Origin of the sequence: Serratia sp. CY74737 (assembly GCF_052166775.1) — a bacterium.
GTDB classification, from domain to species: Bacteria; Pseudomonadota; Gammaproteobacteria; order Enterobacterales; family Enterobacteriaceae; genus Serratia; species Serratia ureilytica.
In genome coordinates, this window is sequence record NZ_JBJNOF010000001.1 from 150125 (window position 1) to 175631 (window position 25507).

The window sequence follows — 25507 nt, forward strand, 5'->3', positions numbered from 1 at the left end:
TCCGCTAACCGTTCCATGCTGTGACTGCGGGGCCGGTGCGCCGGCTCCGATGGTTCGGATCCTAGACGACAGGGTGAAGTAGATGCTGCAAGGCTATTCCCAACTGATTTTCGAGGGGGCTCTGGTGACGCTGGAGTTGGCCCTCAGTTCCGTATTGTTGGCGGTGGTGATCGGGTTGATCGGCGCCGGCGGCAAACTCTCCCACAACCCCCTTATTTCCGGCCTGTTCGGCGCTTACACCACGCTGATCCGCGGCGTGCCCGATCTGGTGCTGATGCTGCTGATTTTTTATGGCCTGCAAATCGCCTTGAACAACATCACCACGCTGCTCGGTTTCTCGCAGATCGATATCGACCCGCTCGGCGCCGGCATCATTACCCTCGGTTTTATTTACGGCGCGTACTTTACCGAAACCTTCCGCGGCGCCTACTTGGCGGTGCCGAAAGGGCAGATTGAGGCGGCGACGGCCTACGGCTTCAGCGGCGCGCAGATCTTTCGGCGCATTTTGTTCCCGGCGATGATGCGCTTCGCCTTGCCGGGCATCGGCAACAACTGGCAGGTGATCCTGAAGGCGACGGCGCTGGTGTCAATCCTTGGCCTGAACGACGTGGTGAAAGCCACGCAGTTGGCGGGGAAAGGCACCTATCAGCCGTTCTTCTTCGCCATCGTAGCCGGCGTGGTTTACCTGATTTTCACTACCGTTTCCAACGGCGTGCTGTTGTGGCTTGAACGGCGTTACTCACTGGGCGTCAAGAGGGCCGAGCTATGATCGAGATTTTGCAACAGTATTGGCAGTCGCTGCTGTGGAGCGACGGCTACCGTTTCACCGGCGTGGCGGTCACGCTGTGGCTGCTGATCGCCTCCGTGGTGATGGGCGGGCTGCTGGCGATCCCGATGGCGGTGGCGCGCGTCTCTTCCCTGCGCTGGGTGCGTTTCCCGGTGTGGCTCTACACCTACGTGTTTCGCGGCACGCCGCTGTACGTGCAGTTGCTGGTGTTCTACTCCGGCATGTACAGCCTGGAAATCGTGCGCGGCAGCGAGTTTCTCAACGCGTTTTTCCGCAGCGGGCTCAACTGCACCATTCTGGCGCTGACGCTCAACACCTGCGCGTATACCACCGAGATCTTCGCCGGGGCGATCCGCTCGGTGCCGCACGGTGAAATCGAGGCCGCCAACGCCTACGGTTTCTCGCGCTTCAAGATGTATCGCTGCATCATTTTGCCTTCGGCGCTGCGCACCGCGCTGCCGGCCTACAGCAACGAAGTGATCCTGATGCTGCACTCCACCGCGCTGGCGTTTACCGCCACCGTGCCGGATCTGCTGAAGATTGCGCGCGACATCAATGCCGCGACCTATCAGCCGTTTTACGCTTTCGGCATTGCGGCGGTGTTGTACCTGATCATCTCCTACGTGTTAATCAGCCTGTTCCGCAAAGCTGAAAAACGCTGGATGGCACACGTTAGTCACTGATAAATGACGGGAAGAAAAACCATGTCTGAGAATAAATTAGCCGTCACGGAACTGCACAAACGCTATGGCGATCACGAGGTGCTGAAGGGCGTCTCGCTGGCGGCCAACGCCGGGGATGTGATCAGCATCATCGGCTCCTCCGGCTCCGGCAAAAGCACCTTTCTGCGCTGCATCAACTTCCTCGAGAAGCCGAGCGAAGGCTCGATCAGCCTGAACAACGAAGATATTCGCATGGTGCGCGACAAGGACGGCCAGCTGAAGGTATTCGACAAGAAGCAGCTGCAGCTGCTGCGCACCCGCCTGACCATGGTGTTCCAGCATTTTAACCTGTGGAGCCATATGACGGTGCTGGAGAACGTGATGGAGGCGCCGGTGCAGGTGCTGGGGCTGAGCAAGGCCGACGCGCACGAGCGCGCGGTGCGCTACCTGGATAAAGTGGGCATCGACGAGCGGGCGCGCGGCAAGTACCCGGTGCACCTGTCGGGCGGCCAGCAGCAGCGCGTCTCCATTGCCCGCGCATTGGCGATGGAGCCGGAAGTGCTGCTGTTTGACGAACCGACGTCGGCGCTGGATCCCGAGTTGGTGGGCGAGGTGCTGCGCATCATGCAGAAGCTGGCGGAGGAGGGAAAAACCATGGTGGTGGTGACGCACGAAATGGAATTTGCGCGCCACGTTTCGAACCACGTGATCTTCCTGCACAAAGGGTTGATCGAAGAGCAGGGCCCGCCGGCCGAGCTGTTCGGCAATCCCAAAAGCCCGCGCCTGCAGCAGTTCCTGTCCGGCGCGTTGAAGTAACCTCAGATCAGCGGGCTTCGGCCCGCTGATTGACAACGTCATCCAATGCCTGTTCCAGCTCCAGATAACGGAAGTGGAAACCGGCCTCTTCCAGGCGCTTCGGCACCGCCCGCTGGCCGCCGAGCACCAGCACCGCCGCTTCCCCCATCAACAGCCGCATGACGAACGCCGGCACCCGCAGAAACGCCGGGCGATCGAGCACGTTGGCCAATTGGGCGGCGAATTGCTCGTTGTGCACCGGGTAGGGAGCGACCATGTTGAACGGGCCGCTCAGGGTGGCGTGATCCAGCAGATAAATAATGCCGTTGACCATGTCTTCGAGGTGGATCCACGGCAGGTATTGGCGACCGTCGCCGATCGGGCCGCCGAGCCCGAAGCGGAACGGCGGCAGCATTTTGGCCAGCGCGCCGCCCTGTGGCGCCAGCACCACGCCGGTGCGCAGCAGGCAGACGCGGGTGGCGTCGCTTTGCGCCTGCAGCGCCAGCGCTTCCCAGCGTTGACACAGCTGGTGGGTGAATTCGTCGTGCGGCGGCTCCTCTTCGGTCACCACCGCCTGCCCCTGATCGCCGTAGTAGCCGACGGCGGAACCGGAAATCAGCACGCCGGGGGGCGTGCTGCCGGCCTTGATCAGCTTCGCCAAGCGTTCGGTCAGATCCCAGCGGCTGCGGCACAGCCGCTCTTTCTGCTGCGCGCTCCAGCGCTTGTCGGCGATAGGTTCGCCGGCCAGGTTGATCACCGCGTCGAATTCATCCAGCGATTGCCGGTCGTCCAGCGTTCGCCAATAGCTCGGCCGGTCGCCCAGCCGGGCTCGGGCTTGCCGTTCGTCTCGGGTCAGCACCGTAATGTGGTGAGAAAGCGCCAGCAGTCTTGCCGTCAGGCTGCTGCCTATCAATCCCGTTGCGCCGGTGATCAGGATCCGCATGGTCGACCTCCCTGAATTAGTCCCGGCGGTAGCTCATGGTCATGGAAACCGAGTCGGCGTAGCGCAGGGCCAGAAGTTTATCTATCTCCACTTCAGCATAGGTCACCCAGGCGTGTTCTTTTACGATATCGAGCACATCCTGCGTTAATTTTTCCAGCAACGCGAAACGGTTATCTTCCACATGGCGGATGATCGCTTTGGTGATGGTGCGGTAGTTGAGCGCATCGGCGATATCTTCGCTGTTGCGCGCCTTGTCCGCCGGGTAGTGGATCACCACGTTGATCAGGACGTCCTGTCGGTTGTTGATTTCCTCTTCCTTGATACCGATGAACGTACGCAGCCGCAGATTTTTAATGCGAATAACGGCGTCGGGTTGACTGAAAGACATCAGAGATTCTCCATAGGTCTGATTATTAGCGTTCAGAATACACGGAAAGTAGGGAAATGATAACGCAGGGACGATGTGACTCCCCGGCCGACGGGGAGTCGGGGGGGCACTTAGGCTTGTTCGGCCAGTTTGTAGGCGCGCTCGGTCGCCGGGCGATTGCTGATGCGCTCGAACCAGTTGCGCACCGCCGGGTAATCCGCCAGATCGATGCGCTGGCGCGGATGCGACACGACCCACGGGTAGGTGGCGATATCGGCGATGCTGTAGTTATCGCCGCCCAGGTACGGGTGTTTTTGCAGTTCAGCTTCCAGCACGCCGTACAGCCGCTTGGTCTCCAGATGGTAACGCTCGATGGCGTAAGGCACCGGCTGCGGCGCGTAGTGGTTAAAGTGGTGATTCTGCCCGAGCATCGGCCCGAATCCGGCCACCTGCCAGAACAGCCACTGCAGGGTAGCGGCGCGTTCGCGCAGGCCCTTGCTCAGCAGCTTGCCGGTCTTCTCCGCCAGATACAGCAGGATTTCCCCGGATTCGAACAGGCTGATCGGCGCGCCGCCGTCCACCGGTTGCTGATCGACGATCGCCGGGATTTTGTTGTTGGGAGAAATGCTCAGAAAGTCCGGTTTGTACTGCTCGCCGGCGCTGATGTTTACGCGATGGATACGGTAGGGTAAGCCGACCTCTTCCAAAAACAAGGTGATCTTGTGACCATTGGGAGTAGGCGCGTAATACAGGTCAATCATGTTGCCTCCTGCGGTAAGGTGATCTGTAATTCATTACACGTTGCTGCGGTCTTCGCCGCGCACAAAGGTATATCAGAGATCCAACAATAGCAGCTAAGGATAGCAGGCTATGTGGGATTCGTCCGATGCTATCTGCGCAGTTGGATCACAATTCTCCACCGGGGCGGGCGGCGGTTTGCCGCACGGCGCCGGCGCGGTAAAATGGCGCTTATTTCCCTCTATAGGACAAGGTTATGAAGCTGATGTTCGCCTCGGATATCCACGGTTCGCTGCCGGCGACCGAACGCGTGCTGGAATTGTTCGCACAACACGGCGCCGACTGGTTGATTCTTCTGGGTGATTTGCTGAATCACGGCCCGCGCAACGCGCTGCCCGCCGGGTATCAGCCCGCTCAGGTTGCCGAACGATTGAATCGCTATAGCGACAAGATCATCGCCGTTCGCGGCAATTGCGACAGCGAGGTCGATCAGATGCTGCTGACGTTTCCCATCGAGGCGCCCTGGCAACAGGTTTTACTGCAAAAAAGACGATTGTTTTTGACCCACGGTCACCTTTATCATCCCTCGGCACTGCCGCCGTTATCCTGCGGTGACGTCTTGGCCTATGGCCATACGCATCTGCCGCAGGCGGAGCGGCAGGGTGAGATCTATTGCTTCAATCCGGGCTCGGTCAGCATCCCGAAAGGGGGCTTTCCCGCCAGCTACGGCATGTTGGAAAGCGGCACTTTGCGCGTGCTGACGCTCGACGACGGCAAGGTCGTCGCGGAGGTGGCGTTAACACGCTAAACGCACTAATTTATACACACACAATAAAAATCTTTGAAAAACACTCATTGATTAACCAGCGCGCGGGATTGCATCGCGCCAAAATAGAAGGTTTTAGAGGATGGCGGAACAGGGTCAGGCTGCAGATACCGAGTGGGTTGATATCGTCGACGAGCAAAACGAGGTGATTGCTCAATCCAGTCGTCAACAGATGCGGGCGGAGCGGCTGCGTCATCGTGCTACCTATATTGTGGTGCATGATGGGATGGGAAAAATTCTGGTGCAGCGTCGCACCGAGATCAAGGACTTCTACCCGGGCTGGCTGGACGCGACGGCGGGCGGCGTAGTGCAAAGCGGTGAAAACGTGCTGGATTCGGCGCGCCGCGAGGCGGAAGAGGAGCTGGGCATCGCCGGCGTGCCTTTCGCCGAGCACGGTCTGTTCTACTTCGAGGAAGAGCAGTGCCGGGTGTGGGGGGCGCTGTTCAGCTGCGTATCGCACGGGCCGTTCGCGCTGCAGGAAGAAGAAGTGGCCGAGGTGTGCTGGCTGACGCCGGAAGAGATCACCGCCCGCTGTGACGAGTTTACCCCGGATTCGCTGAAGGCGCTGTCGCTGTGGCTGACGCGCAACAATGAACAGGATTACGGCAAGCCGCTCGACAATCACTGAGCCGCCTGCGCATGGAAAAGCCGGTCATCGACCGGCTTTTTTTACGGGCGGATTCAGCAGCTGTCGCGGCGGCACAGCGTGGCGGGCAGGGAGCCTGGCGGCTGCCAGGGATGCTCGTTCAGCCGCGCCAGCAGCGCCTGGCCGGCCTGAATGCCGATGTCGCGATGCGGAATGGTCATGGTGGTCAGCGGCGGCTGGCACACCCGGCTGAACTCGCTGTTGCCGAAGCCCACCACCGCCAGATTATCCGGCACCTTGATGCGCCGCCGCTGGCATTCATACAGCACGCCGCCCGCCAGTTCGTCCGACGCGCACACCAGCGCGTCCAGCTCCGGCCAGGCCAGCAAGAATTCCGGCAGCTGCTGCGCGCCGGTGCTGAAGCTGGCGGGCTGCGCGGCGTTGATGACCCGATGCGGCGACATATGGTTGCGCAGCAGCGCCTTGTGCCAGCCCTGCAGATGCTGCTGGAAAATCCACTGCTCCTGATTGGCGCACAGCAGCCCGATATTCTGGTAACCGCTGGCGATCACCGTTTGCGTCAGCTGATACATGGCCGCCACGTAATCGATGCCGATGCTCATGTCGATCGGATCGGCGCGTACGGCGCCGATCTCCACCACCGGAATGTTGGCGGCGATCAACGCGTTGCGGGCATTTTGCGAATGCTCGACGCTGAGCAGCACCGCCGCCGCCAGGTTGTAAGAGAGCAGCGTCTCCAGCAGTTTCTCCTCGCGTTCCAGGTGGTGCTGCGACTCCGCCAGCATGATGTGATAGCCGGCGGGCTGCAGCACTTTCTGCAGGCCGGCGAACATCTCGGCGCAGCCGGATTCGGACAGGCTGGGCACCACCATGGCGATGGTGTAGGACGAGGCCGAGGCCAGCGAGCTGGCGGCCAGATTGGGCAGATAGCCCAGCTCGTTTACCGCCGCGTCTATCTTCTCGCGCAGTTTGTCCGAAACCTGTTCCGGCGTGCGCAGCGCGCGCGACACCGTCATGGTGCCGACGCCCGCCAGATGCGCTACGTCAGCCAACGTCACCCTGCCTGTGCTGCGGCGTTTTTTACCGATCGACATGCCTAATCCTGACTGAAATGCGCGCGCGGCGCATAAAGATTGTGAGGGTGGGAAGCCGACGGCGCGGCTTCGACGATCCCAGTATGCGGCACATTCTACCCCGTAACCCGGAAGAGCGAGAAAAAATTGTGGTTAACGCCGGCCGCGGCATGGCGTTTTGATAGCGCTATCACAGTTCTGCATGATAGCGCTTTGGTAGCGCTATCTTTGTGATGCCAATCACTGTGCAGCCGAGAGGGGTTGATTAAAGTTTTACCGTCGTCGGTGAATTAATCACCGGCCGAAACCATCAACGCTTGGGAGGGTAACGTGCTGAAAGAATGGCTGACCGCCGATCATATACAGCTGTGCGAACGGGTGGAGGACTGGCGCCAGGCGGTAACGCTGAGCGCGCAACCGCTGCTGCAACGCGGCGTGATTACGCCGAATTACCTGACGGCCATCTTTCATCAGCAGGAGCAGCTTGGCCCCTACTTCGTCCTGGCGCCGGGCATCGCGATGCCGCACGCGCGGCCGGAGCAGGGCGCCAACGCGCTGGGGCTGTCGCTGTTGAAGATCCACCAGGGCGTGAATTTTCATTCTGCGGATAACGATCCGGTTCAGGTGGTGGTGATGCTTTCCGCACCCGACGGCAACAGTCACATTGAAATGATTTCGCAGTTGGCGGAATTATTTTCCGATAACACGGCGATGGAGGCGTTATTTCACGCCACAAATAAACGGCAAATTGAGGATATTATTGCCCGCTATTAACGTTTAATCACCAGGAACATTATTAATGCCCATAACGTCGGGAATATTCCCGGCGGCGCTACCCTACACGCTAAATTCAACAGGTGGATATCATGAAAATCATGGCGATTTGCGGTTCAGGTCTCGGCAGCAGCTTTATGGTGGAAATGAACATTAAAAAGGTGCTGAAAAAGATGGGGGTGGAGGCCGAGGTCGAACACTCCGATCTGTCGTCCGCCACTCCCGGCGCCGCCGACGTGTTCGTGATGGCGAAAGACATCGCCGACAGCGCCAGCGTACCGGCCGAGCAGCTGGTGGTGATCAGCAACATCATCGACATTAATGAGCTGGAAGCCAAGCTGCGCGCTTACTTCGAAGCCCACTCAATCATCTGAATAAAACGATTGGCGAGGTGGATATGTTTATCCAGGAAACGCTTAAGTTTGTGGTGGATATATTAAAGGTGCCTTCGGTACTGGTCGGGCTTATTGCGCTGATCGGTTTGCTGGCGCAAAAGAAATCGTTTTCCGACGTGGTGAAAGGCACGGTAAAAACCATTCTCGGCTTTATCGTGTTGGGCGGCGGCGCCACGGTATTGGTCGGGTCGCTCAATCCGCTGGGCGGCATGTTTGAACACGCGTTTAATATTCAGGGCATCATTCCGAATAACGAAGCCATCGTCTCCATCGCGCTGGAGAAATACGGCGCGTCCACCGCGCTGATCATGGCGTTCGGCATGGTGGCGAATATCGTGGTGGCGCGATTTACCCGATTGAAATACATCTTCCTCACCGGCCACCACACCTTCTACATGGCCTGCATGATTGGCATCATCCTGACGGTGGCGGGCTTCGAGGGCGTACAGCTGGTGTTCACCGGCGCGCTGACCCTGGGGCTGGTGATGGCGTTCTTCCCAGCGATCGCCCAGCGCTATATGCGCCGCATCACCGGCAACGACGATATCGCCTTCGGCCACTTCGGCACCCTGGGCTACGTGCTGTCCGGTTGGATCGGCTCGAAAGTGGGGAAAAACTCGCGCTCGACCGAAGAGATGAACCTGCCGAAAAACCTCAGTTTCCTGCGCGACAGCTCCATTTCGATCTCGATGACCATGATCGTCATCTACCTGATCCTGGCGATCTGCGCCGGGCGGGCCTATGTGGAAAGCGAGCTCAGCGGCGGCCAGAACTACCTGGTGTATTCAATAATCCAGGCCATTACCTTCGCCGCCGGGGTGTTCATCATCCTGCAGGGCGTGCGCTTGATTCTGGCGGAGATCGTGCCGGCGTTCACCGGCTTCTCGGAAAAACTGGTGCCTAACGCGCGGCCGGCGCTGGATTGCCCGGTGGTGTATCCCTATGCCCCCAACGCGGTGCTGATCGGCTTCCTGTTCAGCTTCCTCGGCGGGTTGGCCGGGCTGTTCCTGCTGGGGCAACTGAAGATGGTGCTGATCCTGCCCGGCGTGGTGCCGCATTTCTTCACCGGCGCTACCGCCGGGGTGTTCGGCAACGCCACCGGCGGGCGGCGCGGCGCGATGCTGGGCGCTTTCGCCAACGGTCTGCTGATCACCTTCCTGCCGGTGCTGCTGTTGCCGGTGCTGGGGGCGCTGGGCTTTGCCAACACCACCTTCTCCGACGCCGACTTCGGCGTGATCGGCATCCTGCTGGGCAACATGGCGCGCTTTATGTCGAAAGAGATGATCATGCTGGCGATTGTCGCCGTGTTCGCGCTGCTGGTGGCGCATAACTTCCTGGGAAAACGCAAAGGCGCGCCGGCCGCTGACCGCGTCGAGAAATAACGAGGGCAGAGTGATGAATGACACAACGAGCGAAATGGAAATTGAAGAGCTGCGCGCCCTGGCGCGCGCCATCCGCCTGGAAACCTTGAAGGCGTTGACCGGGCTGGGGTTTGGCCACTACGGCGGCTGTATGTCGGTGGTCGAGACGCTGGCGGTATTGTACGGCGGCGTGATGCGCATCGATCCGGCGGATCCGGACTGGCCGGAGCGCGATGACTTCGTGCTGTCGAAGGGGCACGCCGGCCCGGCGCTGTACAGCACGCTGGCGATCAAGGGCTACTTCCCGCTGGCGGAGTTGCAAACCCTCAATCAGAACGGCACGCGCCTGCCGAGCCATCCGGACCGGCTGCGCACGCGCGGCGTGGATGCCACTACCGGCTCGCTGGGGCAGGGGGTGTCGATCGCCGCCGGCATGGCGCTGTCCCATCGGCTGGCGGGGCGCCGCAATCGGGTGTTCAGCATCCTCGGCGACGGTGAACTGAACGAAGGGCAGTGCTGGGAGGCGTTCCAGTTTATCGCCCACCACAATCTGAACAACCTGACGCTGTTTATCGATTACAACAAACAGCAGCTGGACGGCGCGCTGGACGAGGTGATCCAACCGTTCGATCTGGCCGCCAAGTTCCGCGCTTTCGGCTTTGAGGTGCAGACCATCAAGGGCGACGACATTGCGGCGCTGCTGGCGGCGGTGAGGCCGGCGCGCGGCGGAGAACAGCGGCCGCTGGCGATCGTGCTCGACAGCATCAAGGGACAGGGGGTGACCTATTTGGAAAACCTGTCGAACTCACACCACCTGCGCCTGACGCCGGACGTGCAGCAGGAGATTGAAAAAGCCATCGCCGAACTGGAGGCCGCCCATGTTTAACGTAGTGACGCAGTTGGAAAACGACGCCGTCGAAATGCGCAAAGTCTATGCCGGCGCGGTCCGGCGGCAGATTGAAGCGGGCGCGCCGATCATCGCGCTGGAGGCGGATCTGATGAGCTCCATGGCGATGGACGGCGTGCATAAGGATCACCCGCAGCACGTGATTAACTGCGGCATCATGGAGGCTAACGTGATCGGCGTCGCCGCCGGGCTGTCGCTGACCGGCCGGGTGCCTTTCGTGCACACCTTTACCGCCTTCGCCAGCCGCCGCTGTTTCGATCAGCTGTTCATGTCGCTGGATTATCAGCGTAACAACGTCAAGGTGATCGCTTCCGACGCCGGGGTGAGCGCCTGCCACAACGGCGGCACCCACATGTCGTTCGAGGATATGGGCATCGTGCGCGGGCTGGCGCACTCGGTGGTGCTGGAAGTGACCGACGCCACCATGTTCGCCGACATTCTGCGCCAGCTGATGGATCTGCGCGGCTTCTACTGGGTGCGCACCATCCGCAAGCAGGCGACGCGCATCTACCAGGACGGCTCGCGCTTTACCATCGGCAAGGGCAACCTGCTGCGCGACGGCGACGATATCACGCTGATCGCCAACGGCATCATGGTGGCGGAAGCGCTGAAGGCGGCGGAGATGCTGGCGCGGCAGGGCGTCAGCGCGGCGGTGATCGATATGTTCACCCTCAAGCCTATTGACCGTGAACTGATCAAAACCTACGCGGCCAAGACCGGACGCATCGTCACCTGTGAAAACCACAGCATTCATAACGGGCTGGGGTCGGCGGTGGCGGAGGTATTGGCGGAGGAATGCCCGACACCGATGCGGCGCGTGGGGGTGAAGGAGCGTTACGGCCAGGTGGGCACCCAGGCGTTTTTACAGCAGGAGTACGGCCTGACCGCCGAGCACATTCTGGAGGCTGCCGGGCAGTTGCAGCAAAAGTAGTTTTTGAGTCAATAACAACTGCTGTAACGAATGAGGCTCGGTGCTCTGGAGAAAGCATATACCTTCCGACCCGGAATTTGAGTCATGACTCACGTATTATTAACTGATAAGCCCCTTAGGGGGCTTTTTGTTTTCGGTGAATATAGGTGGCCAATGCTTGGGTAAAAAGAGATAATAAAAATAATGCAATAAATACAATTAGTTATATTCATGGAGTGAATAATGATAACAGCAAGGGGCTCATTCAGAAGGCTGACGCTAGGCGAGATCACGCTATCCCGCTCTCTCTATAAAAATGCCATCGACTACAGTCTTGTTAAAGTGCATAACGCGAGCTATTTCCCGTTTGATTTGCAGAATGAGGAAACGGCCGTTACGCCTAATGGTGAACTTTATTGGCCTGAAAAACACTTCAGGGAAGATTTTTCCACAGAAACAACACGCTATCTATGGTGGTTCATGCATGAAATGGCCCACGTATGGCAGTATCAGATGGGGATGAACGTCCGGCTACGGGGAATAATGAGCTGGGCGGTAACTTATAAATACTCGCTGCCCGATTACTACTCATTAGCTGATTATGGTATGGAGGCGCAAGCCAGCCTTCTTGCAGATTACTTCATCCTTTCTCGTTATGGAAAAGAACGGTGGTTTGAGGTGAAGCTGATGCAAGGTATTATAGGTCCAGATTTGAAAAGCCGTTATGAGCATGTTTTGAAAAGATTTCTTAATGCTCCTACCGACAGGAAAAACCTGAAATGAGAAGAATCTATACCCTCATCATGATGATGTTGCTCAGTGGTTGTATGCTTGAAAAGCAACGTTTTTACACTGCTGATATTACGCTACGGGGAAATGATCTCTGTTTCTCTTTGCCGCAGACTTACCAAACACAGAGTGGCAGGGTCAGTCTGGTCAGTATCGCTATTGAACAACGGTTGGGTAGCCAAACGCATGAACTCTGGCGCAGGACCATTCTACCGCCAAAACCCGCTGAGACGATCACGCCCGGCCAGTGTATCCCATACTCGTTCAAAGCATTTGAGAGCAATATGCCATACACCGTAGCAATCAGTACCGTGGATCCTCAGGATGCGGATTCCAAACGTTTCTGGCAGCGCAGTTTCTCGCTGAAAATCAGTGACGGCCAGATTTCGCAGGTTATTACCAGCGCGGAGTAATAAAAAGTCAGAGAAAGGATGAATGAAATAACAAGGGCCGGCAATGCCGGCCCTTGTTTCGTTTGGCGATGAATTACGCCTTGGCGGCGGCAGCGTCAGCCTGGGAAGACTGGATCGCCGTCAGCGCGACGGTGTAGACGATATCGTCAACCAGTGCGCCGCGCGACAGGTCGTTCACCGGCTTGCGCATGCCTTGCAGCATCGGCCCGATGGAGACCAGGTCAGCGGAACGCTGTACCGCTTTGTAGGTGGTGTTGCCGGTGTTCAGATCCGGGAAGATGAACACGGTCGCCTGGCCGGCCACCGGCGAGTTCGGCGCCTTGGACTTGGCGACGTCGGCCATGATGGCGGCGTCGTACTGCAGCGGGCCGTCGATGATCAGATCCGGGCGTTTTTCCTGCGCCAGACGGGTCGCTTCGCGCACTTTCTCTACGTCGCTGCCCGCACCGGAGTTGCCGGTGGAGTAGGAGATCATCGCCACGCGCGGCTCGATGCCGAAGGCCGCGGCGGAATCCGCAGACTGGATGGCGATTTCAGACAGCTGCTCGGCGGTCGGATCCGGGTTGATCGCGCAGTCGCCGTAGACCAGTACCTGGTCAGGCAGCAGCATGAAGAACACGGAGGAGACCAGCGAGCTGCCCGGTGCGGTTTTGATCAGCTGCAACGGCGGACGGATGGTGTTGGCGGTGGTGTGAACCGCGCCGGAGACCAGGCCGTCGACTTCGCCTTGTTCCAGCATCAGGGTGCCGAGCACCACGTTGTCTTCCAGCTGCTCGCGCGCGACCACTTCGGTCATGCCCTTGCTCTTGCGCAGCTCAACCAGACGCGGCACGTAGTTTTCACGTACGGCGACCGGATCGACGATTTCGATGCCTTTGCCCAACTCAACGCCCTGCGCTGCCGCGACGCGCTGGATCTCGTCCGGGTTGCCGAGCAGCACGCATTCCGCGATGCCGCGTTCGGCGCAGATGGCCGCCGCTTTCACGGTGCGCGGCTCGTCGCCTTCCGGCAGCACGATGCGCTTGCCGGCTTTACGCGCCAGCTCGGTCAGTTCGTAACGGAACGCCGGTGGAGACAGGCGGCGTGAACGCTCAGAGGTGGCGGTCAGCGAGTCGATCCACTCGGTGCTGATGTGGCTGGCCACGTAGTTCTGCACTTTCTCGATGCGCTGGTGGTCGTCCGCCGGCACTTCGAGGTTGAAGCTCTGCAGGCTCAGCGAGGTTTGCCAGGTGTTGGTGTCAACCATGAACACCGGCAGGCCGGTTTGGAAGGCGCGTTCGCACAGCTTCTTGATCGGCTCGTCGATGGCGTAGCCGCCGGTCAGCAGGATGGCGCCGATTTCCACGCCGTTCATCGCCGCCAGGCAGGCGGAGACCAGCACGTCAGGGCGGTCTGCGGAGGTCACCAGCAGGGAGCCAGGGCGGAAGTGTTCCAGCATGTGCGGGATGCTGCGCGCACAGAAAGTCACGGACTTCACGCGGCGGGTCATGATGTCGCCTTCGTTGACCACGCGGGCCTTCAGGTGGCGAGCCATGTCGATGGCGCGGGTGGCGATCAGATCGAAGCTCCACGGCACGCAGCCCAGAACCGGCAGCGGGCTGTTGGCGAACAGCTGCGCAGGATCGACGTGGGCGATGCTGGCCTTGGTGGAGTCGTCGAAGATTTCGGACAGGTCAGGACGGGTGCGGCCCTGATCGTCGACCGGTGCGTTCAGCTTGTTGATGATAACGCCGGTGATGTTTTTGTTCTTGCTGCCGCCGAAGCTGGTGCGCGCCAGTTCGATGCGCTCTTTCAGCTGCGCCGGGGAATCGTTGCCCAGTGCCAGCACGAAGACGATCTCGGCGTTCAGGGTTTTGGCGATCTCGTAGTTCAGCGCGTTGGCGAACTGGTGTTTGCGAGTCGGCACCAGGCCTTCGATCAGCACCACTTCCGCGTCTTTGGTGTTCTCGTGGTAACGCGCCACGATCTCTTCCATCAGCACGTCTTGCTGGTTGGAGCTCAGCAGGCCCTCAACGTAGTCCATGCGCAGCGGTTCGGCCGCCGGAATGGTGGAGTTGCTGCGGATGATGGTGGTGGTCTGGTCGAGTGCGTTGTCGCCGGTGCGCGGTTGAGCGATAGGTTTGAACACGCTCAGACGAACGCCTTTTTGCTCCATGGAGCGGATGACACCCAGGCTGACGCTGGTCAGGCCGACGCTGGTGCCGGTGGGGATCAACATAATAGTACGTGACACAGAATAGTCCTCTTCACGATTAACATGAGGCTAAAACAACACCGTCAGCCTGGGCTGACGGTGTTTTGAGAGCATTACGCGGTCAGGCGGGATGCGTCCTGCGCGATGACCAACTCTTCATTGGTCGGGATCACCAGCGCCAGGCGGCTGCCGTCTTTGGTGATGGCGCCGGATTTGCCGAAGCGAGCGGCCATGTTGCGGTCGTGGTCGATTTCGAAGCCCAGCAGGCCCAGTTTGTTCAGGGTCAGCTCACGCACCATGCCGGCGTTCTCGCCGATGCCGCCGGTGAAGATCACCGCGTCCAGACGGCCTTCCATCAGCGCGCTGTAGGCACCGACGTATTTGGCCAGACGGTGGCAGAACACGTCCATGGCACGTTTGGCGTCGGCTTTGCTGTCGTAGTTGTCTTCAACGTAACGGCAGTCGCTGGTGACTTCGGTCAGGCCCAGCAGGCCGGATTCTTTGGTCAGCATCTTGTTGATCTGGTCAACGCTCATGCCCAGAGAATCGTGCAGGTGGAAGATGATAGCCGGATCGATGTCACCGCTGCGGGTGCCCATCACCAGGCCTTCCAGCGGGGTCAGACCCATGGAGGTGTCAACGCACTGGCCGTTGCGCACTGCGGTGACGGAGCCGCCGTTGCCCAGGTGGCAAGTGATCACGTTCACTTCGTCTACCGGCTTGTTCAGCATCTTCGCGGCTTCTTGAGTCACGTAGAAGTGGCTGGTGCCGTGTGCGCCGTAGCGGCGAACGCCGTGGTCGCGGTACAGGCTGTACGGCAGGGCGTACAGGTAAGATTCTTCCGGCATGGTCTGGTGGAACGCGGTGTCGAACACGGCAACGTTCTTGTCAGCCAGGTGAGGGAAGGATTTCAGTGCTTCCGCGATGCCGATCAGGTGAGCTGGGTTGTGCAGTGGTGCAAACGGCACGGAATCTTTGATACCCTGCAGAACTTCGTCGTTGATTACGGCGGAAGCGGTGAACTTCTCGCCGCCGTGCACGATGCGGTGGCCGATAGCGGTCAGCTGCGCAGAAAGCTCTGGTTTTTGTGCCAGAATAGTATTAACAATGAAGTTCAGCGCTTCGCTGTGTGCAGCGCCGGCCCCCAGGGCAGCTTCGTGTTTGGCGCCGTCCATTTTCCACTTGATGCGAGCTTCAGGCAGGTGGAAACACTCGGCCAAACCGGAGAGGAATTCGTCGCCGTTAACGGCATCGATGATGGCGAATTTCAGAGAAGAACTGCCGCAGTTAAGAACCAGTACTAGCTTACTCGACATGGAAGTACCTACTTAAATAGTCGTGTTGTTAAAAGAAAATCGAACACACGTGGTGAATTAATCGTCAATCAGACAACAAGCGTAGCGCATAGTGCCGATGACATTTATGATTAACATCATGTGAAGAGCACAAATCACAGGATGATGGAAAAACCGATGATTTCTCTGCGGTTTAAATAATCTTGATTTTTATAGGGCTAAAAGTTGACAAAATTTACGTCATCTTCTACCGGCCACAAGGCCGGCTTAGGATACCGATAGCCCGGTGCAAACACAAAATAAATTTAAAGCTTCAAATTTTTTAGTATGGGCTCTGGCAGCACGCTTTTAGTTTCTTTACGTGACGTTGAGGTACGCAATGACGAGCAAACCGTCCGGTTCCGTAAGCTGGTTTCAGGTCTTCCAGCGCGGGCAGCATTATATGAAAACCTGGCCGTCAGACAAACGTCTGGCACCGGTCTTTCCGGAGAACCGCGTTGCGCGTGCCACCCGTTTCGCTATCCGTTTCATGCCGCCGTTGGCGATTTTCACGCTGACCTGGCAGATCGCGCTGGGCGGCCAGCTCGGCCCGGCGATCGCCACCGCGCTGTTTGCCTGCAGCCTGCCGATGCAGGGCTTGTGGTGGCTGGGGCGCCGTTCTGTTACGCCGCTGCCACCGACGCTGCTGCAATGGTTCCATGAGGTGCGCAACAAGCTGACGGAAGCCGGGCAGGCGGTGGCGCCGCTCGAGGGCACGCCCACCTATCAGACGTTGGCCGATCTGCTTAAGCGCGCCTTCAAGCAGTTGGATAAAACCTTCCTCGACGATCTGTAAATGAAAAAGGCCGCGCTGATGCGGCCTTTCTCGTGAAAGCGCCAATAACCCCGGTTTAAATCAAAGAACGGTCGAGTTGTGATTTCCTGCGTTCTTGCGCTGTGCGATGCTCCCGCCATCATACAGAAATGAGGAAATCCTGATGGAAATGACCCATGCCCAGCGCCTGATCCTGTCGAATCAGTATAAGATGATGACGCTACTCGATCCGGACAACAGCGATCGTTATCGCCGGTTGCAAACCATCGTCGAACGCGGCTTCGGCTTGCAAATGCGCGAGCTGGATCGTGACTTTGGCGAACTGAGCGAAGAGGTGTGCCGCACCATCATCAACGTGATGGAGATGCACCATGCGCTGCAGGTTTCCTGGGGCAATCTGAAAGAGAAACAGGGGCTGGACGAGCGCCGCCTGGCGTTTCTCGGCTTCGACGCCGCCACCGAGGCGCGCTACCTGAGCTATGCGCGTTTCCTGGTCAACACCGAGGGGCGCTATACTCACTTCGATTCCGGCAGCCACGGTTTCAACGCCCAGACCAAAATGTGGGAAAAATACCAGCGTATGCTGGCGATCTGGCTGGCCTGCCCGCGCCAGTATCACTTGAGCGCCGTTGAGATAGCGCAAATCATCAATGCTTGATTAAAAAGAGGTTTTCTGTGGAGTGTAAGGGTTTTCTGTTCGATCTTGATGGCACCCTGGTGGATTCGCTGCCGGCGGTAGAGCGCGCCTGGACGCACTGGGCCGAGCGTCGCGGCGTCGATCCGCAAGCGGTGCTGGACTTCATTCACGGTAAACAGGCCATTACTTCTCTGCGCCACTTTATGCCGGGTGAAAGCGAAGCGGAAATTCAGCGCGAGTTCCAACTGCTGGAGCAGGTGGAAGCGCAGGATACCGAAGGCGTTCGCGCGCTGCCGGGCGCCATCGCGTTGTTGGCGCGCCTGAACGCGCTCGGCATCCCTTGGGCGATCGTCACCTCCGGTTCGGTGCCGGTGGCCGGCGCTCGCCGCCAGGCCGGCGGTTTGCCGCAGCCGGCGGTGTTCATCACCGCCGAGCAGGTTAAACATGGCAAGCCTCAGCCCGATGCCTACCTGCTGGGCGCCGAACGTCTGGGGCTGGCGCCGCACGAGTGCGTGGTGGTTGAAGACGCGCCGGCCGGCATTCTTTCGGGGCTGGCGGCGGGCTGCCAGGTGATTGCGGTCAACGCCCCGGCCGACGCGCCGAAGCTGGAGCAGGTTGACCTGCGGCTGGATTCGCTGGCGCAGATCGCCGTTGATAAAACGGCGCAGGGCGCGATCGTTCGTCTACTGGCCTGAGTGGCATTATCTTCACCCTAATTGATTAGACCCCGCCTTTGCGGGGTTTTTTTATGCTATTTTTTAAGCCCTTGGACATTTGCCGGATGAGGCCGTTTTGAACAGCGAATTACTGTGGGTGCTGAGTTTACTGCTGATTGCCATCGTGCTGTTTACCACCAACAAGCTGCGCATGGACGTGGTGGCGCTGTTGGTGATCATCGCCTTCGTGCTGAGCGGCACGCTCAGCCTGCAGGAGGCGACGGTCGGGTTCAGCGATCCCAACGTGATTCTGATTGCCGCGCTGTTCGTGATCGGCGAAGGGTTGGTGCGCACCGGGGTGGCCTATCAGGTGGGCGACTGGCTGGTCAAAGTGGCCGGCAGCAGCGAAACCAAAATGTTGATGCTGCTGATGGTGACGGTCGCCGGGCTGGGGGCATTTATGAGCTCGACCGGCGTGGTGGCGATCTTTATCCCGGTGGTGCTCAGCGTGACGGCCAGAATGAAGATCGCGCCGGGGCGGCTGATGATGCCGCTCAGCTTCGCCGGGCTTATCAGCGGCATGATGACGTTGGTGGCCACGCCACCCAATATGGTGGTCAACAGCGAGCTGGTGCGCGAAGGCATCCATGGTTTCGGTTTCTTCAGCGTGACGCCGATCGGCCTGGTGGTGCTGGCGCTGGGCGTCGGCTACATGCTGATCGCCCGGCGTTGGCTGGGCAGCGGTGACACGGGCAAAGCCGGCGACGGCTGGCAGCGCCGCACCTTCCGCGATTTGATCCGCGATTACAGACTGACCGGCCGCGCGCGGCGGCTGGCTGTCCGCAGCGCTTCGCCGCTGATTGGGCGTTCGCTGGATGAACTGCACCTGCGTGCGCGCTACGGCGCCAACGTGGTGGGCATCGAACGCTGGAAACGCTTTCGGCGGGTGATGGTCAGCGCCTCCGGCAGCACCGAGCTGCGCGAGGGCGACGTCCTCTTGATCGACATGTCGGACAGCCAGGTCGATCTGCGCGAATTCTGCGGCGAACAGCGGCTGGAGCCGATGGTGCTGCGCGGCGATTACTTCTCGGAACAGTCGCGCAACGTCGGCATGGCGGAGGTCTCGCTGATCCCTGACTCGGCGCTGCTGGGCAAAAGCCTGCGCGAAGCGGCGTTCCGCAGCCGCTACGATCTGAACGTGGTGGGCATCCGCCGCCACGGCGAGACGCTCGGCGGCAAACTGGTGGACGAGCCGCTGGAGCTGGGCGACATTTTGCTGGTGATCGGCGACTGGAAGGCGATCCGTCAACTGCAGGCCAAAACCCATGACTTTATCGTGCTCAACTTGCCGGCCGAAGTGGACGAAGTGGCGCCGGCCATCACACAGGCGCCGCACGCGCTGTTTTGCCTGGCGTTGATGGTGGCGATGATGCTGACCGACGAAATCCCCAACCCGATCGCGGCGCTGATCGCCTGTTTGCTGATGGGCAAATTCCGCTGTATCGACATGGAAAGCGCTTATAAATCGATCCATTGGCCGAGCATCATTTTGATCGTCGGCATGATGCCGTTCGCGCAGGCACTGCAAAAGACCGGCGGGGTCAGTCTGATCGTCAGTGGGCTGATGGATGTCGCCGGCGGGGCGGGGCCGCGCGTGATGCTGCTGTGCCTGTTCGTCTTGTGCGCGACTATCGGGCTGTTTATTTCCAACACCGCGACGGCGGTGCTGATGGCGCCGATCGCCATCGCCGCCGCGCGCGAAATGGGCGTCTCGCCATACCCGTTCGCGATGATTATCGCCATCGCCGCGTCCGCCGCCTTTATGACGCCGGTCTCTTCACCGGTCAACACGCTGGTGCTGGGGCCGGGCAATTACAAGTTCGGCGATTTCGTGCGTCTCGGCGTGCCGTTCACCCTGCTGGTGATGGCGATCAGCGTGATTGTGGTGCCGTGGCTCTACGGTTTTTAACGGCGCAGCGAGGCTGCGCCGGCGGGGTTACAGCGAACTGTCGAGGCTGATTTCGTCCAGCGACAGGCTGAAGCTGGGAATGAACACTTCCATGAAGTAGTCCATCTCCGGGCTGCGGCGCTGTTCCAGGGTTTTATCCAGCCTCGCCTTGGCCAGGGTGAATTCGTTGTTGCCGGCAGACAGCTCTTCCAGGCATTTCAGGTAGGCGCACAGCGCGTCAGCCTGCTTCACCACCTGCTTTTCATCTTCGCTGTAATAATGCTCATCGAGAATGGTGCGAAAATCGTTGCGCAGCTCCGCCGGGATCATATCCAGCAGCTTTTGCTGGGCGATCTTTTCGATCTTCTTGTACTCATGGGCGATCTGCGGATTGTAGTATTTGATCGGCGTCGGCATGTCGCCGGTGATCACTTCGCTGGCGTCATGGTACATCGCCAACAGCGCAACGCGGTCGGCGTTGAGGTTGCCGTTGAATTTGCGGTTCTTGATCACCGCCAACGCGTGGGCGACAAAGGCCACCTGCAGACTGTGTTCGGAGACGTTCTCGGTGCGCACGTTGCGCATCAGTGGCCAGCGGTTGATCAGTTTCAGGCGGGACAGATGGGCGAAGAAATGGCTCTGACTCATGGTGCTCTCTTTAACGGCAAGTGAGGGCCCCATTGTGAAGCAGTGTCGGCGAATTTTGCAACCGGGCTGTGAGGGAAGGGCGCAGCGAGGCGCTGCACCCCTGATGATTATTGGTGATAGCCTTCCAGGAAGCGGCCCAGCTTGCCGACCGCCATTTCCAGTTCGTCTACGCGCGGCAGGGTGACGATGCGCACGTGATCGGGGTAAGGCCAGTTGAACGCGGAGCCCTGCACCAGCAGCACTTTTTCCTGCAGCAACAGATCCAGCACCAGCTTCTGGTCGTCATGGATGTTGAAGCGTTTGGCATCGATGCGCGGGAACATGTACAACGCGCCCTGCGGCTTCACGCAAGAGACGCCCGGGATGTCGTTGAGCAATTCCCAGGTGCGGTTGCGCTGTTCGTACAGGCGGCCGCCGGGCTGAATGAATTCGCTGATGCTCTGATAACCGCCCAGCGCGGTCTGAATCGCGTGCTGCATCGGCACGTTGGCGCACAGGCGCATCGAAGCCAGCATCTCCAGCCCTTCGATATAACCTTTGGCGTGCTTTTTCGGCCCGTTCAGTACCATCCAGCCTTGGCGGAAGCCCGCCACGCGGTAGGTCTTCGACAGGCCGTTGAAGGTCACGGTCAGCAGATCCGGCGCCAGCGCGGCGATAGAGTGGTGCTCTGCTTCGTCGTACAGGATCTTGTCGTAGATCTCGTCGGCGAAGATGATCAGGTTGTGTTGACGGGCGATCTCGACGATCTGCTCAAGCAGCGCTTTGCTGTAGACCGCACCGGTCGGGTTGTTCGGGTTGATGATCACGATGCCGCGGGTGCGCGGGGTGATCTTGCTGATGATGTCGTCCAGATCCGGGAACCAGCCGGCCTGCTCATCGCACAGGTAATGTACGGCCTTGCCGCCGGACAGCGACACTGCGGCGGTCCACAGCGGATAGTCCGGCGCCGGCACCAGCATTTCGTCGCCGCTGTTGAGCAGCGCCTGCATGGACTGAACGATCAGCTCGGAGACGCCGTTGCCAATGTAGATATCCTCAACGGTCACGTCACGCATGTTGCGCGCCTGATAGTGCTGCATGATCGCTTTACGCGCCGAGAAGAGGCCTTTGGAATCGGAGTAGCCTTGCGCCGTGGGCAGATTGCGGATCACGTCGACCAGGATTTCGTCCGGGGCGTCGAAGCCGAACGGGGCAGGGTTGCCGATGTTCAGTTTCAGGACTTTATTGCCTTCTTCTTCAAGACGTTTAGCTTCTTTAAGCACCGGGCCGCGAATGTCATAGCAGACGTTGTCCAGTTTGCTGGATTTCTCAATGGGGGACATAAAAAGTTGAGCCTTTTGCTGGGATAGGGGCGCTCCTACCGTGGGACGCCGCAACCCGCCCAATGTACTCCTGGCGTAGTTGCTTTTGAAGGGTTTTGCACGCCTTTGGTGCAAATGCATGTCGTAACGGGGGATTTTAGTTATGATAAGCAAAGGTAAAGTTATTTTGTGGTTCATAATTTCATGAACTATAATTTTACTAGGGTTTTGTTCTGTGAAATCGAGCGTCGTTCAACGCGACGCGCTGGCGTCAGCGCTTGGGTGTGGAGAACTGATAAGCCATAAGGGAGAATGGTTTTCAGTAACTGTAAAGGAACGATAATACCGGAGTTGTCTGATAGCGGGTTGTCAGATGACACACCACACTAAGAAAAATGGCATATTTACATAAGCTTTACTTTATATTTTATCTTAAGCATTGTTTATGTGGTTATGAGAATATTATTTAAAGTAAAAATCTTACTGATTGAATTTATTAAATTCATTGCGTGGTGATACGAAGTCGGTGCCGTTAATTATTTATATTTCTTGCTCGTAAATGCAGTCTGAACGCCAGTTGATAAGGGTTATCAGTAGCACGAATGGAGTGGAAATTAGGCAGTATGAATGAGTAAAATCTCAGGCCCGGTGGGGGTTTTCCCCGTATGCCGGCATTTAGTCCCCCGCGTTCTATAAGCAGTATCGATAGATCGCATTTCAAAAAGCGATAGAGGTAACGAATCATAAGTAATTTTTTTGCCCTCCACTTATGAGTGGGGTACTGTCATAACAGGCTCCGTCCTTTTTCAACGGCGTCTGAGAAACACACCAGGGTAGTAGTTCGTAAATTAGAATTTAAAAAAGTGAAGAATACACTATGACAACTGCAAATCGTCCGATACTTAATCTCGACCTCGATCTGCTAAGAACCTTTGTTGCGGTTGCTGATTTGAATACTTTCGCAGCGGCGGCTGTCGCCGTTTGCCGTACTCAATCAGCCGTCAGCCAACAAATGCAGCGATTAGAGCAACTGGTCGGCAAAGAACTGTTTGCCCGCCATGGGCGCAACAAACTTCTGACTGAGCATGGTATTCAGCTTCTCGGTTATGCCAGAAAAATCCTGCGCTTTAACGATGAAGCCTGTACCTCTCTGATGTACAACAATATTAAAGGTGTTCTGACCATCGGCGCTTCCGACGACACCGCCGATACCATTCTGCCTTTCCTGCTGAACCGCGTAACCGCCATCTATCCGAAGCTGGCTATTGACGTGCGCGTGAAGCGCAGCACGACGATGGTCGATCTGCTGGAGGAGGGCGAGATCGATCTGGCGGTGACCACGGCCGATCCCGAAGGGCATCCGCACATCGTGCTGCGCACGTCGCCGACGTTGTGGTACTGCGCCGCCGATTACCATTACCAGGCCGGCGAGCCGATCCCGCTGGTGGTGATGGACGAGCCAAGCCCGTTCCGTTCGCTGGCGATCAAGCAGTTGGACGAAGCCGGCATCCCGTGGCGCATCGCCTACGTCGCTTCCACGCTGTCCGCGGTGCGGGCGGCTTGCAAGGCCGGCCTGGGCGTGACCGCGCGGCCGATCGAGATGATGAGCCCTGACCTGCGGGTGCTGGGCGCGGCGGAAGGTTTGCCGCCGTTGCCGGATACCCAGTATGCGCTGTGCAAAAACGCGCAGTGCAGCAACGAGCTGGCGATGGCCATCTTCAGCGCGATGCAGGGCGGCAATGACGGCTATGGCTTCAACGGCGCGGAAGGCGGTCTCCAGAGCGATCAGGATGACACCAGCCTGGTGGACGAAGAAGAATAACGCTGCGGCGCGATATCTGATGAAAACCTCTGCTTCGGCGGAGGTTTTTTTTGTCCTTTTTTTACCTAAAATTGTATTTATATGTATTTGGTTTGTTTTTTAAATTGAGTTGGCTGTTTTGTTAACTTTTAAGCGTTACTGAAAAGAGAGTTTGGCCGGGTTTAATACGCTAAGTTCGTTTTTTGAGCAATAAGATTGAATGGGTTAAAGGCATGGTAATAGCAGGGTTATTTTGTTAGCTTATAGCGGCCGTTTTTGCGGCTCAATTTGAGGAAAATTGTTAAAGGGCCACACTTTTTTTGAGGATTTATGCTGAAAACGTGTCCTGGATCAAAAAAATACCCCTAGGTAGTGAGTGGAAGAACAGGGAATTCCTGAGACAATGGTATAGTAAAACTGAAATGTGCATGTTGGTTTATATCTATCTGTTTCTACACAAAAATTAACTGACACGATTTAGCCTGTCCCTGGCGCATCAAATGTTAATCAAATGATACGTATGTAAACTAGTGTGTAGATACTTTTGTCAAAGTTGACAAAAGGTTATAGAAAGGAGTAAAAAGCCCACAGAAAAACGCTGCCTAACTCGCTGTAAAAGCAGTTTGTTTGTGTGGTTATTTATCCTTCCCTTAAATCGATGTGGCGCACTAACTGCCGGTGACAAGAGCAGTGCGATCGACGCCACTTTTGATGAGTAAGCATAGAGTATGTCAACAACCACTGAAGTTATCGCTCATCACTGGGCGCTCGCCGTATTTCTCGTTGTGGCTATCGGGCTCTGCGGCTTAATGCTGCTGGGCGCGTTCTTCTTGGGCGGGAGAGCCCGGGCGCGCGCCAAACACACCCCGTTTGAATCAGGCATCGACTCGGTCGGCACGGCGCGCATGCGTTTGTCCGCCAAGTTCTACCTGGTGGCCATGTTCTTCGTTATTTTCGACGTTGAAGCCTTATACCTGTATGCCTGGTCGGTCTCGATTCGCGAGAGCGGCTGGGTGGGCTTTATCGAAGCCGCCATTTTCATTTTGGTGCTATTGGCCGGTCTGGTTTATCTGGTGCGCATCGGCGCGTTGGATTGGACTCCGGCGCGTTCCCAACGCCGCAGCAAACCGAGCACGATCACTAACACCAACAGTCATCCGCAGTAACAGCGAGGCATTAAGATGGACTATACGCTCACCCGCATAGACCCGAACGGTGAGAACGACCGTTATCCCCTGCAAAAACAGGAGATCGTCGCCGATCCCCTGGAACAACAGGTCCACCGCACGGTTTACATGGGTAAACTCGAACATGCGCTGCATGACATGGTGAACTGGGGGCGTAAAAACTCTATTTGGCCGTATAACTTCGGCCTTTCGTGCTGTTACGTGGAGATGGTGACGTCGTTTACCGCCGTTCACGACGTGGCGCGTTTCGGTGCGGAAGTACTGCGCGCCTCCCCGCGTCAGGCTGACCTGATGGTGGTGGCCGGCACCTGCTTCACCAAGATGGCCCCGGTTATCCAACGCCTGTACGAGCAGATGCTGGAGCCCAAGTGGGTGATCTCGATGGGCGCTTGCGCCAACTCCGGCGGCATGTACGACATCTATTCCGTGGTGCAGGGCGTGGACAAGTTCCTGCCGGTCGACGTGTACATTCCCGGCTGCCCACCGCGTCCGGAAGCCTACATGCAAGCGCTGATGCTGCTGCAGGAATCCATCGGCAAAGAACGTCGCCCACTGTCGTGGGTTGTCGGCGATCAGGGCGTTTACCGCGCCAATATGCAGTCTGAAAGAGAGCGTAAACACGGCGAGCGCATCGCGGTGACCAACCTCCGGACGCCTGACGAGATTTAAGACGTTCATT

General features: G+C 58.2%; 27 protein-coding genes. 19 read left to right on the top strand and 8 right to left on the bottom strand.

Translation table 11 applies throughout. The features are described from left to right. The first annotated feature begins 82 nt into the window (after positions 1-82). The 3 genes from ACJ8PE_RS00770 to hisP are packed head-to-tail and all read left to right on the top strand — an operon-like array spanning position 83 to position 2265. On the top strand, positions 83-769 hold the full coding sequence (locus tag ACJ8PE_RS00770; RefSeq protein WP_033635345.1) for a histidine ABC transporter permease HisQ: 687 nt from the start codon (positions 83-85) through the stop codon (positions 767-769). Further along, positions 766-1470 carry an ABC transporter permease gene (locus ACJ8PE_RS00775; RefSeq protein ID WP_033643875.1) on the top strand — a complete coding sequence of 235 codons (705 nt, stop codon included), beginning with the start codon at positions 766-768 and terminating at the stop codon, positions 1468-1470. Before ACJ8PE_RS00770 ends, ACJ8PE_RS00775 begins: the two co-directional genes overlap by 4 nt. Positions 1471-1491: 21 nt before the next feature. Then, the gene (gene hisP, locus ACJ8PE_RS00780) at positions 1492-2265 is read left to right on the top strand and encodes a histidine ABC transporter ATP-binding protein HisP (protein WP_004936098.1); all 774 of its coding nucleotides are present in this window, start codon (positions 1492-1494) and stop codon (positions 2263-2265) included. A gap of 7 nt (positions 2266-2272) precedes the next feature. Here hisP and ACJ8PE_RS00785 read toward each other — a convergent pair whose 3' ends face one another. From ACJ8PE_RS00785 to yfcG, 3 genes are all read right to left on the bottom strand, one after another. Next, positions 2273-3187 carry a TIGR01777 family oxidoreductase gene (locus tag ACJ8PE_RS00785; protein ID WP_273873613.1) on the bottom strand — a complete coding sequence of 305 codons (915 nt, stop codon included), beginning with the start codon at positions 3185-3187 and terminating at the stop codon, positions 2273-2275. 16 nt (positions 3188-3203) lie between these two features. Continuing rightward, the gene (gene folX, locus ACJ8PE_RS00790; RefSeq protein WP_025303682.1) at positions 3204-3575 is read right to left on the bottom strand and encodes a dihydroneopterin triphosphate 2'-epimerase; all 372 of its coding nucleotides are present in this window, start codon (positions 3573-3575) and stop codon (positions 3204-3206) included. 110 nt (positions 3576-3685) lie between these two features. Continuing rightward, a complete protein-coding gene (gene yfcG / locus ACJ8PE_RS00795; RefSeq protein ID WP_197792593.1) occupies positions 3686-4315 on the bottom strand; it encodes a GSH-dependent disulfide bond oxidoreductase in 630 nt (209 codons plus the stop codon). A 233-nt stretch (positions 4316-4548) separates the two neighbouring features. Here yfcG and yfcE point away from each other — a divergent pair, with 233 nt between their 5' ends. Together yfcE and yfcD are read left to right on the top strand one after the other, a co-directional pair. Continuing rightward, positions 4549-5100 (top strand): phosphodiesterase, encoded by a 552-nt coding sequence (gene yfcE / locus ACJ8PE_RS00800; protein ID WP_033643871.1) that lies wholly within the window; start codon positions 4549-4551, stop codon positions 5098-5100. A 100-nt stretch (positions 5101-5200) separates the two neighbouring features. Then, complete coding sequence (yfcD, locus tag ACJ8PE_RS00805; RefSeq protein ID WP_004936086.1) at positions 5201-5746, top strand: NUDIX hydrolase YfcD; 546 nt, start codon at positions 5201-5203, stop codon at positions 5744-5746. 53 nt (positions 5747-5799) lie between these two features. On the opposite strand, the gene ACJ8PE_RS00810 is transcribed toward yfcD, so the two are convergent. Continuing rightward, positions 5800-6819, bottom strand: a complete 1020-nt coding sequence (locus ACJ8PE_RS00810; protein ID WP_197792594.1) for a LacI family DNA-binding transcriptional regulator — start codon at positions 6817-6819, stop codon at positions 5800-5802. A 309-nt stretch (positions 6820-7128) separates the two neighbouring features. Between ACJ8PE_RS00810 and ACJ8PE_RS00815 the strand changes: the two genes are divergently transcribed. The 7 genes from ACJ8PE_RS00815 to ACJ8PE_RS00845 all read left to right on the top strand — a co-directional run bounded on the left by ACJ8PE_RS00815 (position 7129) and on the right by ACJ8PE_RS00845 (position 12347). Continuing rightward, positions 7129-7572 carry a PTS sugar transporter subunit IIA gene (locus ACJ8PE_RS00815; protein WP_197760954.1) on the top strand — a complete coding sequence of 148 codons (444 nt, stop codon included), beginning with the start codon at positions 7129-7131 and terminating at the stop codon, positions 7570-7572. A gap of 92 nt (positions 7573-7664) precedes the next feature. After that, positions 7665-7946: a PTS sugar transporter subunit IIB gene (locus ACJ8PE_RS00820; RefSeq protein WP_025303676.1), complete on the top strand. Its 282-nt coding sequence runs from the start codon at positions 7665-7667 to the stop codon at positions 7944-7946. Between the two features lie 23 nt (positions 7947-7969). Next, positions 7970-9349 (top strand): PTS ascorbate transporter subunit IIC, encoded by a 1380-nt coding sequence (locus ACJ8PE_RS00825; protein WP_043140091.1) that lies wholly within the window; start codon positions 7970-7972, stop codon positions 9347-9349. 13 nt (positions 9350-9362) lie between these two features. Further along, on the top strand, positions 9363-10214 hold the full coding sequence (locus ACJ8PE_RS00830; protein WP_180336639.1) for a transketolase: 852 nt from the start codon (positions 9363-9365) through the stop codon (positions 10212-10214). Further along, positions 10207-11166, top strand: a complete 960-nt coding sequence (locus ACJ8PE_RS00835) for a transketolase family protein (RefSeq protein WP_197760952.1) — start codon at positions 10207-10209, stop codon at positions 11164-11166. Before ACJ8PE_RS00830 ends, ACJ8PE_RS00835 begins: the two co-directional genes overlap by 8 nt. Positions 11167-11388: 222 nt before the next feature. Continuing rightward, positions 11389-11928 carry a hypothetical protein gene (locus tag ACJ8PE_RS00840; protein WP_197760950.1) on the top strand — a complete coding sequence of 180 codons (540 nt, stop codon included), beginning with the start codon at positions 11389-11391 and terminating at the stop codon, positions 11926-11928. Then, complete coding sequence (locus ACJ8PE_RS00845) at positions 11925-12347, top strand: putative T6SS immunity periplasmic lipoprotein (RefSeq protein WP_197760949.1); 423 nt, start codon at positions 11925-11927, stop codon at positions 12345-12347. Before ACJ8PE_RS00840 ends, ACJ8PE_RS00845 begins: the two co-directional genes overlap by 4 nt. 73 nt (positions 12348-12420) lie before the next feature. On the opposite strand, the gene pta is transcribed toward ACJ8PE_RS00845, so the two are convergent. Further along, positions 12421-14580 carry a phosphate acetyltransferase gene (pta, locus tag ACJ8PE_RS00850; protein ID WP_004936066.1) on the bottom strand — a complete coding sequence of 720 codons (2160 nt, stop codon included), beginning with the start codon at positions 14578-14580 and terminating at the stop codon, positions 12421-12423. A 74-nt stretch (positions 14581-14654) separates the two neighbouring features. Next, positions 14655-15857, bottom strand: a complete 1203-nt coding sequence (ackA, locus tag ACJ8PE_RS00855; protein ID WP_197760948.1) for an acetate kinase — start codon at positions 15855-15857, stop codon at positions 14655-14657. Between the two features lie 358 nt (positions 15858-16215). Here ackA and yfbV point away from each other — a divergent pair, with 358 nt between their 5' ends. The 4 genes from yfbV to ACJ8PE_RS00875 all read left to right on the top strand — a co-directional run bounded on the left by yfbV (position 16216) and on the right by ACJ8PE_RS00875 (position 19912). After that, positions 16216-16671, top strand: coding sequence for a terminus macrodomain insulation protein YfbV (gene yfbV, locus ACJ8PE_RS00860; protein ID WP_004936061.1), 456 nt, complete (start codon positions 16216-16218; stop codon positions 16669-16671). A gap of 142 nt (positions 16672-16813) precedes the next feature. Next, entirely contained in the window at positions 16814-17308 is a 495-nt protein-coding gene (locus ACJ8PE_RS00865) for a YfbU family protein (protein ID WP_442536693.1), read from the top strand. 17 nt (positions 17309-17325) lie between these two features. Next, positions 17326-17982 carry a sugar phosphatase gene (locus ACJ8PE_RS00870; protein WP_094141784.1) on the top strand — a complete coding sequence of 219 codons (657 nt, stop codon included), beginning with the start codon at positions 17326-17328 and terminating at the stop codon, positions 17980-17982. Positions 17983-18079: 97 nt separating this feature from the next. Next, positions 18080-19912 carry an SLC13 family permease gene (locus ACJ8PE_RS00875; protein WP_232099369.1) on the top strand — a complete coding sequence of 611 codons (1833 nt, stop codon included), beginning with the start codon at positions 18080-18082 and terminating at the stop codon, positions 19910-19912. Positions 19913-19939: 27 nt separating this feature from the next. On the opposite strand, the gene yfbR is transcribed toward ACJ8PE_RS00875, so the two are convergent. Both yfbR and ACJ8PE_RS00885 read right to left on the bottom strand, forming a co-directional pair. After that, positions 19940-20539, bottom strand: coding sequence for a 5'-deoxynucleotidase (yfbR, locus tag ACJ8PE_RS00880; RefSeq protein WP_015378582.1), 600 nt, complete (start codon positions 20537-20539; stop codon positions 19940-19942). 107 nt (positions 20540-20646) lie between these two features. After that, positions 20647-21861 carry a pyridoxal phosphate-dependent aminotransferase gene (locus ACJ8PE_RS00885; RefSeq protein WP_019453720.1) on the bottom strand — a complete coding sequence of 405 codons (1215 nt, stop codon included), beginning with the start codon at positions 21859-21861 and terminating at the stop codon, positions 20647-20649. Between the two features lie 856 nt (positions 21862-22717). Here ACJ8PE_RS00885 and lrhA point away from each other — a divergent pair. The 3 genes from lrhA (at position 22718) to ACJ8PE_RS00900 (ending at position 25497) form a co-directional block, all read left to right on the top strand. After that, positions 22718-23662 carry a transcriptional regulator LrhA gene (gene lrhA, locus ACJ8PE_RS00890; RefSeq protein ID WP_197792596.1) on the top strand — a complete coding sequence of 315 codons (945 nt, stop codon included), beginning with the start codon at positions 22718-22720 and terminating at the stop codon, positions 23660-23662. A 707-nt stretch (positions 23663-24369) separates the two neighbouring features. After that, the gene (gene nuoA, locus ACJ8PE_RS00895; RefSeq protein WP_004936040.1) at positions 24370-24807 is read left to right on the top strand and encodes an NADH-quinone oxidoreductase subunit NuoA; all 438 of its coding nucleotides are present in this window, start codon (positions 24370-24372) and stop codon (positions 24805-24807) included. Between the two features lie 15 nt (positions 24808-24822). Beyond that, complete coding sequence (locus tag ACJ8PE_RS00900) at positions 24823-25497, top strand: NuoB/complex I 20 kDa subunit family protein (protein WP_004936039.1); 675 nt, start codon at positions 24823-24825, stop codon at positions 25495-25497. The last annotated feature ends 10 nt before the right edge of the window (positions 25498-25507 follow it).

Coding starts and splice junctions, on each gene's coding strand:
- ACJ8PE_RS00900 (WP_004936039.1), top strand. CDS start 24,823: ATGGACTATACGCTCACCCGCATAGACCCGAACGGTGAGAACGACCGT.
- ACJ8PE_RS00825 (WP_043140091.1), top strand. CDS start 7,970: ATGTTTATCCAGGAAACGCTTAAGTTTGTGGTGGATATATTAAAGGTG.
- yfcD (WP_004936086.1), top strand. CDS start 5,201: ATGGCGGAACAGGGTCAGGCTGCAGATACCGAGTGGGTTGATATCGTC.
- yfbR (WP_015378582.1), bottom strand. CDS start 20,539: ATGAGTCAGAGCCATTTCTTCGCCCATCTGTCCCGCCTGAAACTGATC.
- lrhA (WP_197792596.1), top strand. CDS start 22,718: ATGACAACTGCAAATCGTCCGATACTTAATCTCGACCTCGATCTGCTA.
- ACJ8PE_RS00820 (WP_025303676.1), top strand. CDS start 7,665: ATGAAAATCATGGCGATTTGCGGTTCAGGTCTCGGCAGCAGCTTTATG.
- yfbV (WP_004936061.1), top strand. CDS start 16,216: ATGACGAGCAAACCGTCCGGTTCCGTAAGCTGGTTTCAGGTCTTCCAG.
- yfcE (WP_033643871.1), top strand. CDS start 4,549: ATGAAGCTGATGTTCGCCTCGGATATCCACGGTTCGCTGCCGGCGACC.
- yfcG (WP_197792593.1), bottom strand. CDS start 4,315: ATGATTGACCTGTATTACGCGCCTACTCCCAATGGTCACAAGATCACC.
- ACJ8PE_RS00835 (WP_197760952.1), top strand. CDS start 10,207: ATGTTTAACGTAGTGACGCAGTTGGAAAACGACGCCGTCGAAATGCGC.
- ackA (WP_197760948.1), bottom strand. CDS start 15,857: ATGTCGAGTAAGCTAGTACTGGTTCTTAACTGCGGCAGTTCTTCTCTG.
- ACJ8PE_RS00785 (WP_273873613.1), bottom strand. CDS start 3,187: ATGCGGATCCTGATCACCGGCGCAACGGGATTGATAGGCAGCAGCCTG.
- ACJ8PE_RS00810 (WP_197792594.1), bottom strand. CDS start 6,819: ATGTCGATCGGTAAAAAACGCCGCAGCACAGGCAGGGTGACGTTGGCT.
- ACJ8PE_RS00840 (WP_197760950.1), top strand. CDS start 11,389: ATGATAACAGCAAGGGGCTCATTCAGAAGGCTGACGCTAGGCGAGATC.
- ACJ8PE_RS00770 (WP_033635345.1), top strand. CDS start 83: ATGCTGCAAGGCTATTCCCAACTGATTTTCGAGGGGGCTCTGGTGACG.
- nuoA (WP_004936040.1), top strand. CDS start 24,370: ATGTCAACAACCACTGAAGTTATCGCTCATCACTGGGCGCTCGCCGTA.
- ACJ8PE_RS00865 (WP_442536693.1), top strand. CDS start 16,814: ATGGAAATGACCCATGCCCAGCGCCTGATCCTGTCGAATCAGTATAAG.
- ACJ8PE_RS00830 (WP_180336639.1), top strand. CDS start 9,363: ATGAATGACACAACGAGCGAAATGGAAATTGAAGAGCTGCGCGCCCTG.
- ACJ8PE_RS00775 (WP_033643875.1), top strand. CDS start 766: ATGATCGAGATTTTGCAACAGTATTGGCAGTCGCTGCTGTGGAGCGAC.
- hisP (WP_004936098.1), top strand. CDS start 1,492: ATGTCTGAGAATAAATTAGCCGTCACGGAACTGCACAAACGCTATGGC.
- ACJ8PE_RS00845 (WP_197760949.1), top strand. CDS start 11,925: ATGAGAAGAATCTATACCCTCATCATGATGATGTTGCTCAGTGGTTGT.
- folX (WP_025303682.1), bottom strand. CDS start 3,575: ATGTCTTTCAGTCAACCCGACGCCGTTATTCGCATTAAAAATCTGCGG.
- ACJ8PE_RS00885 (WP_019453720.1), bottom strand. CDS start 21,861: ATGTCCCCCATTGAGAAATCCAGCAAACTGGACAACGTCTGCTATGAC.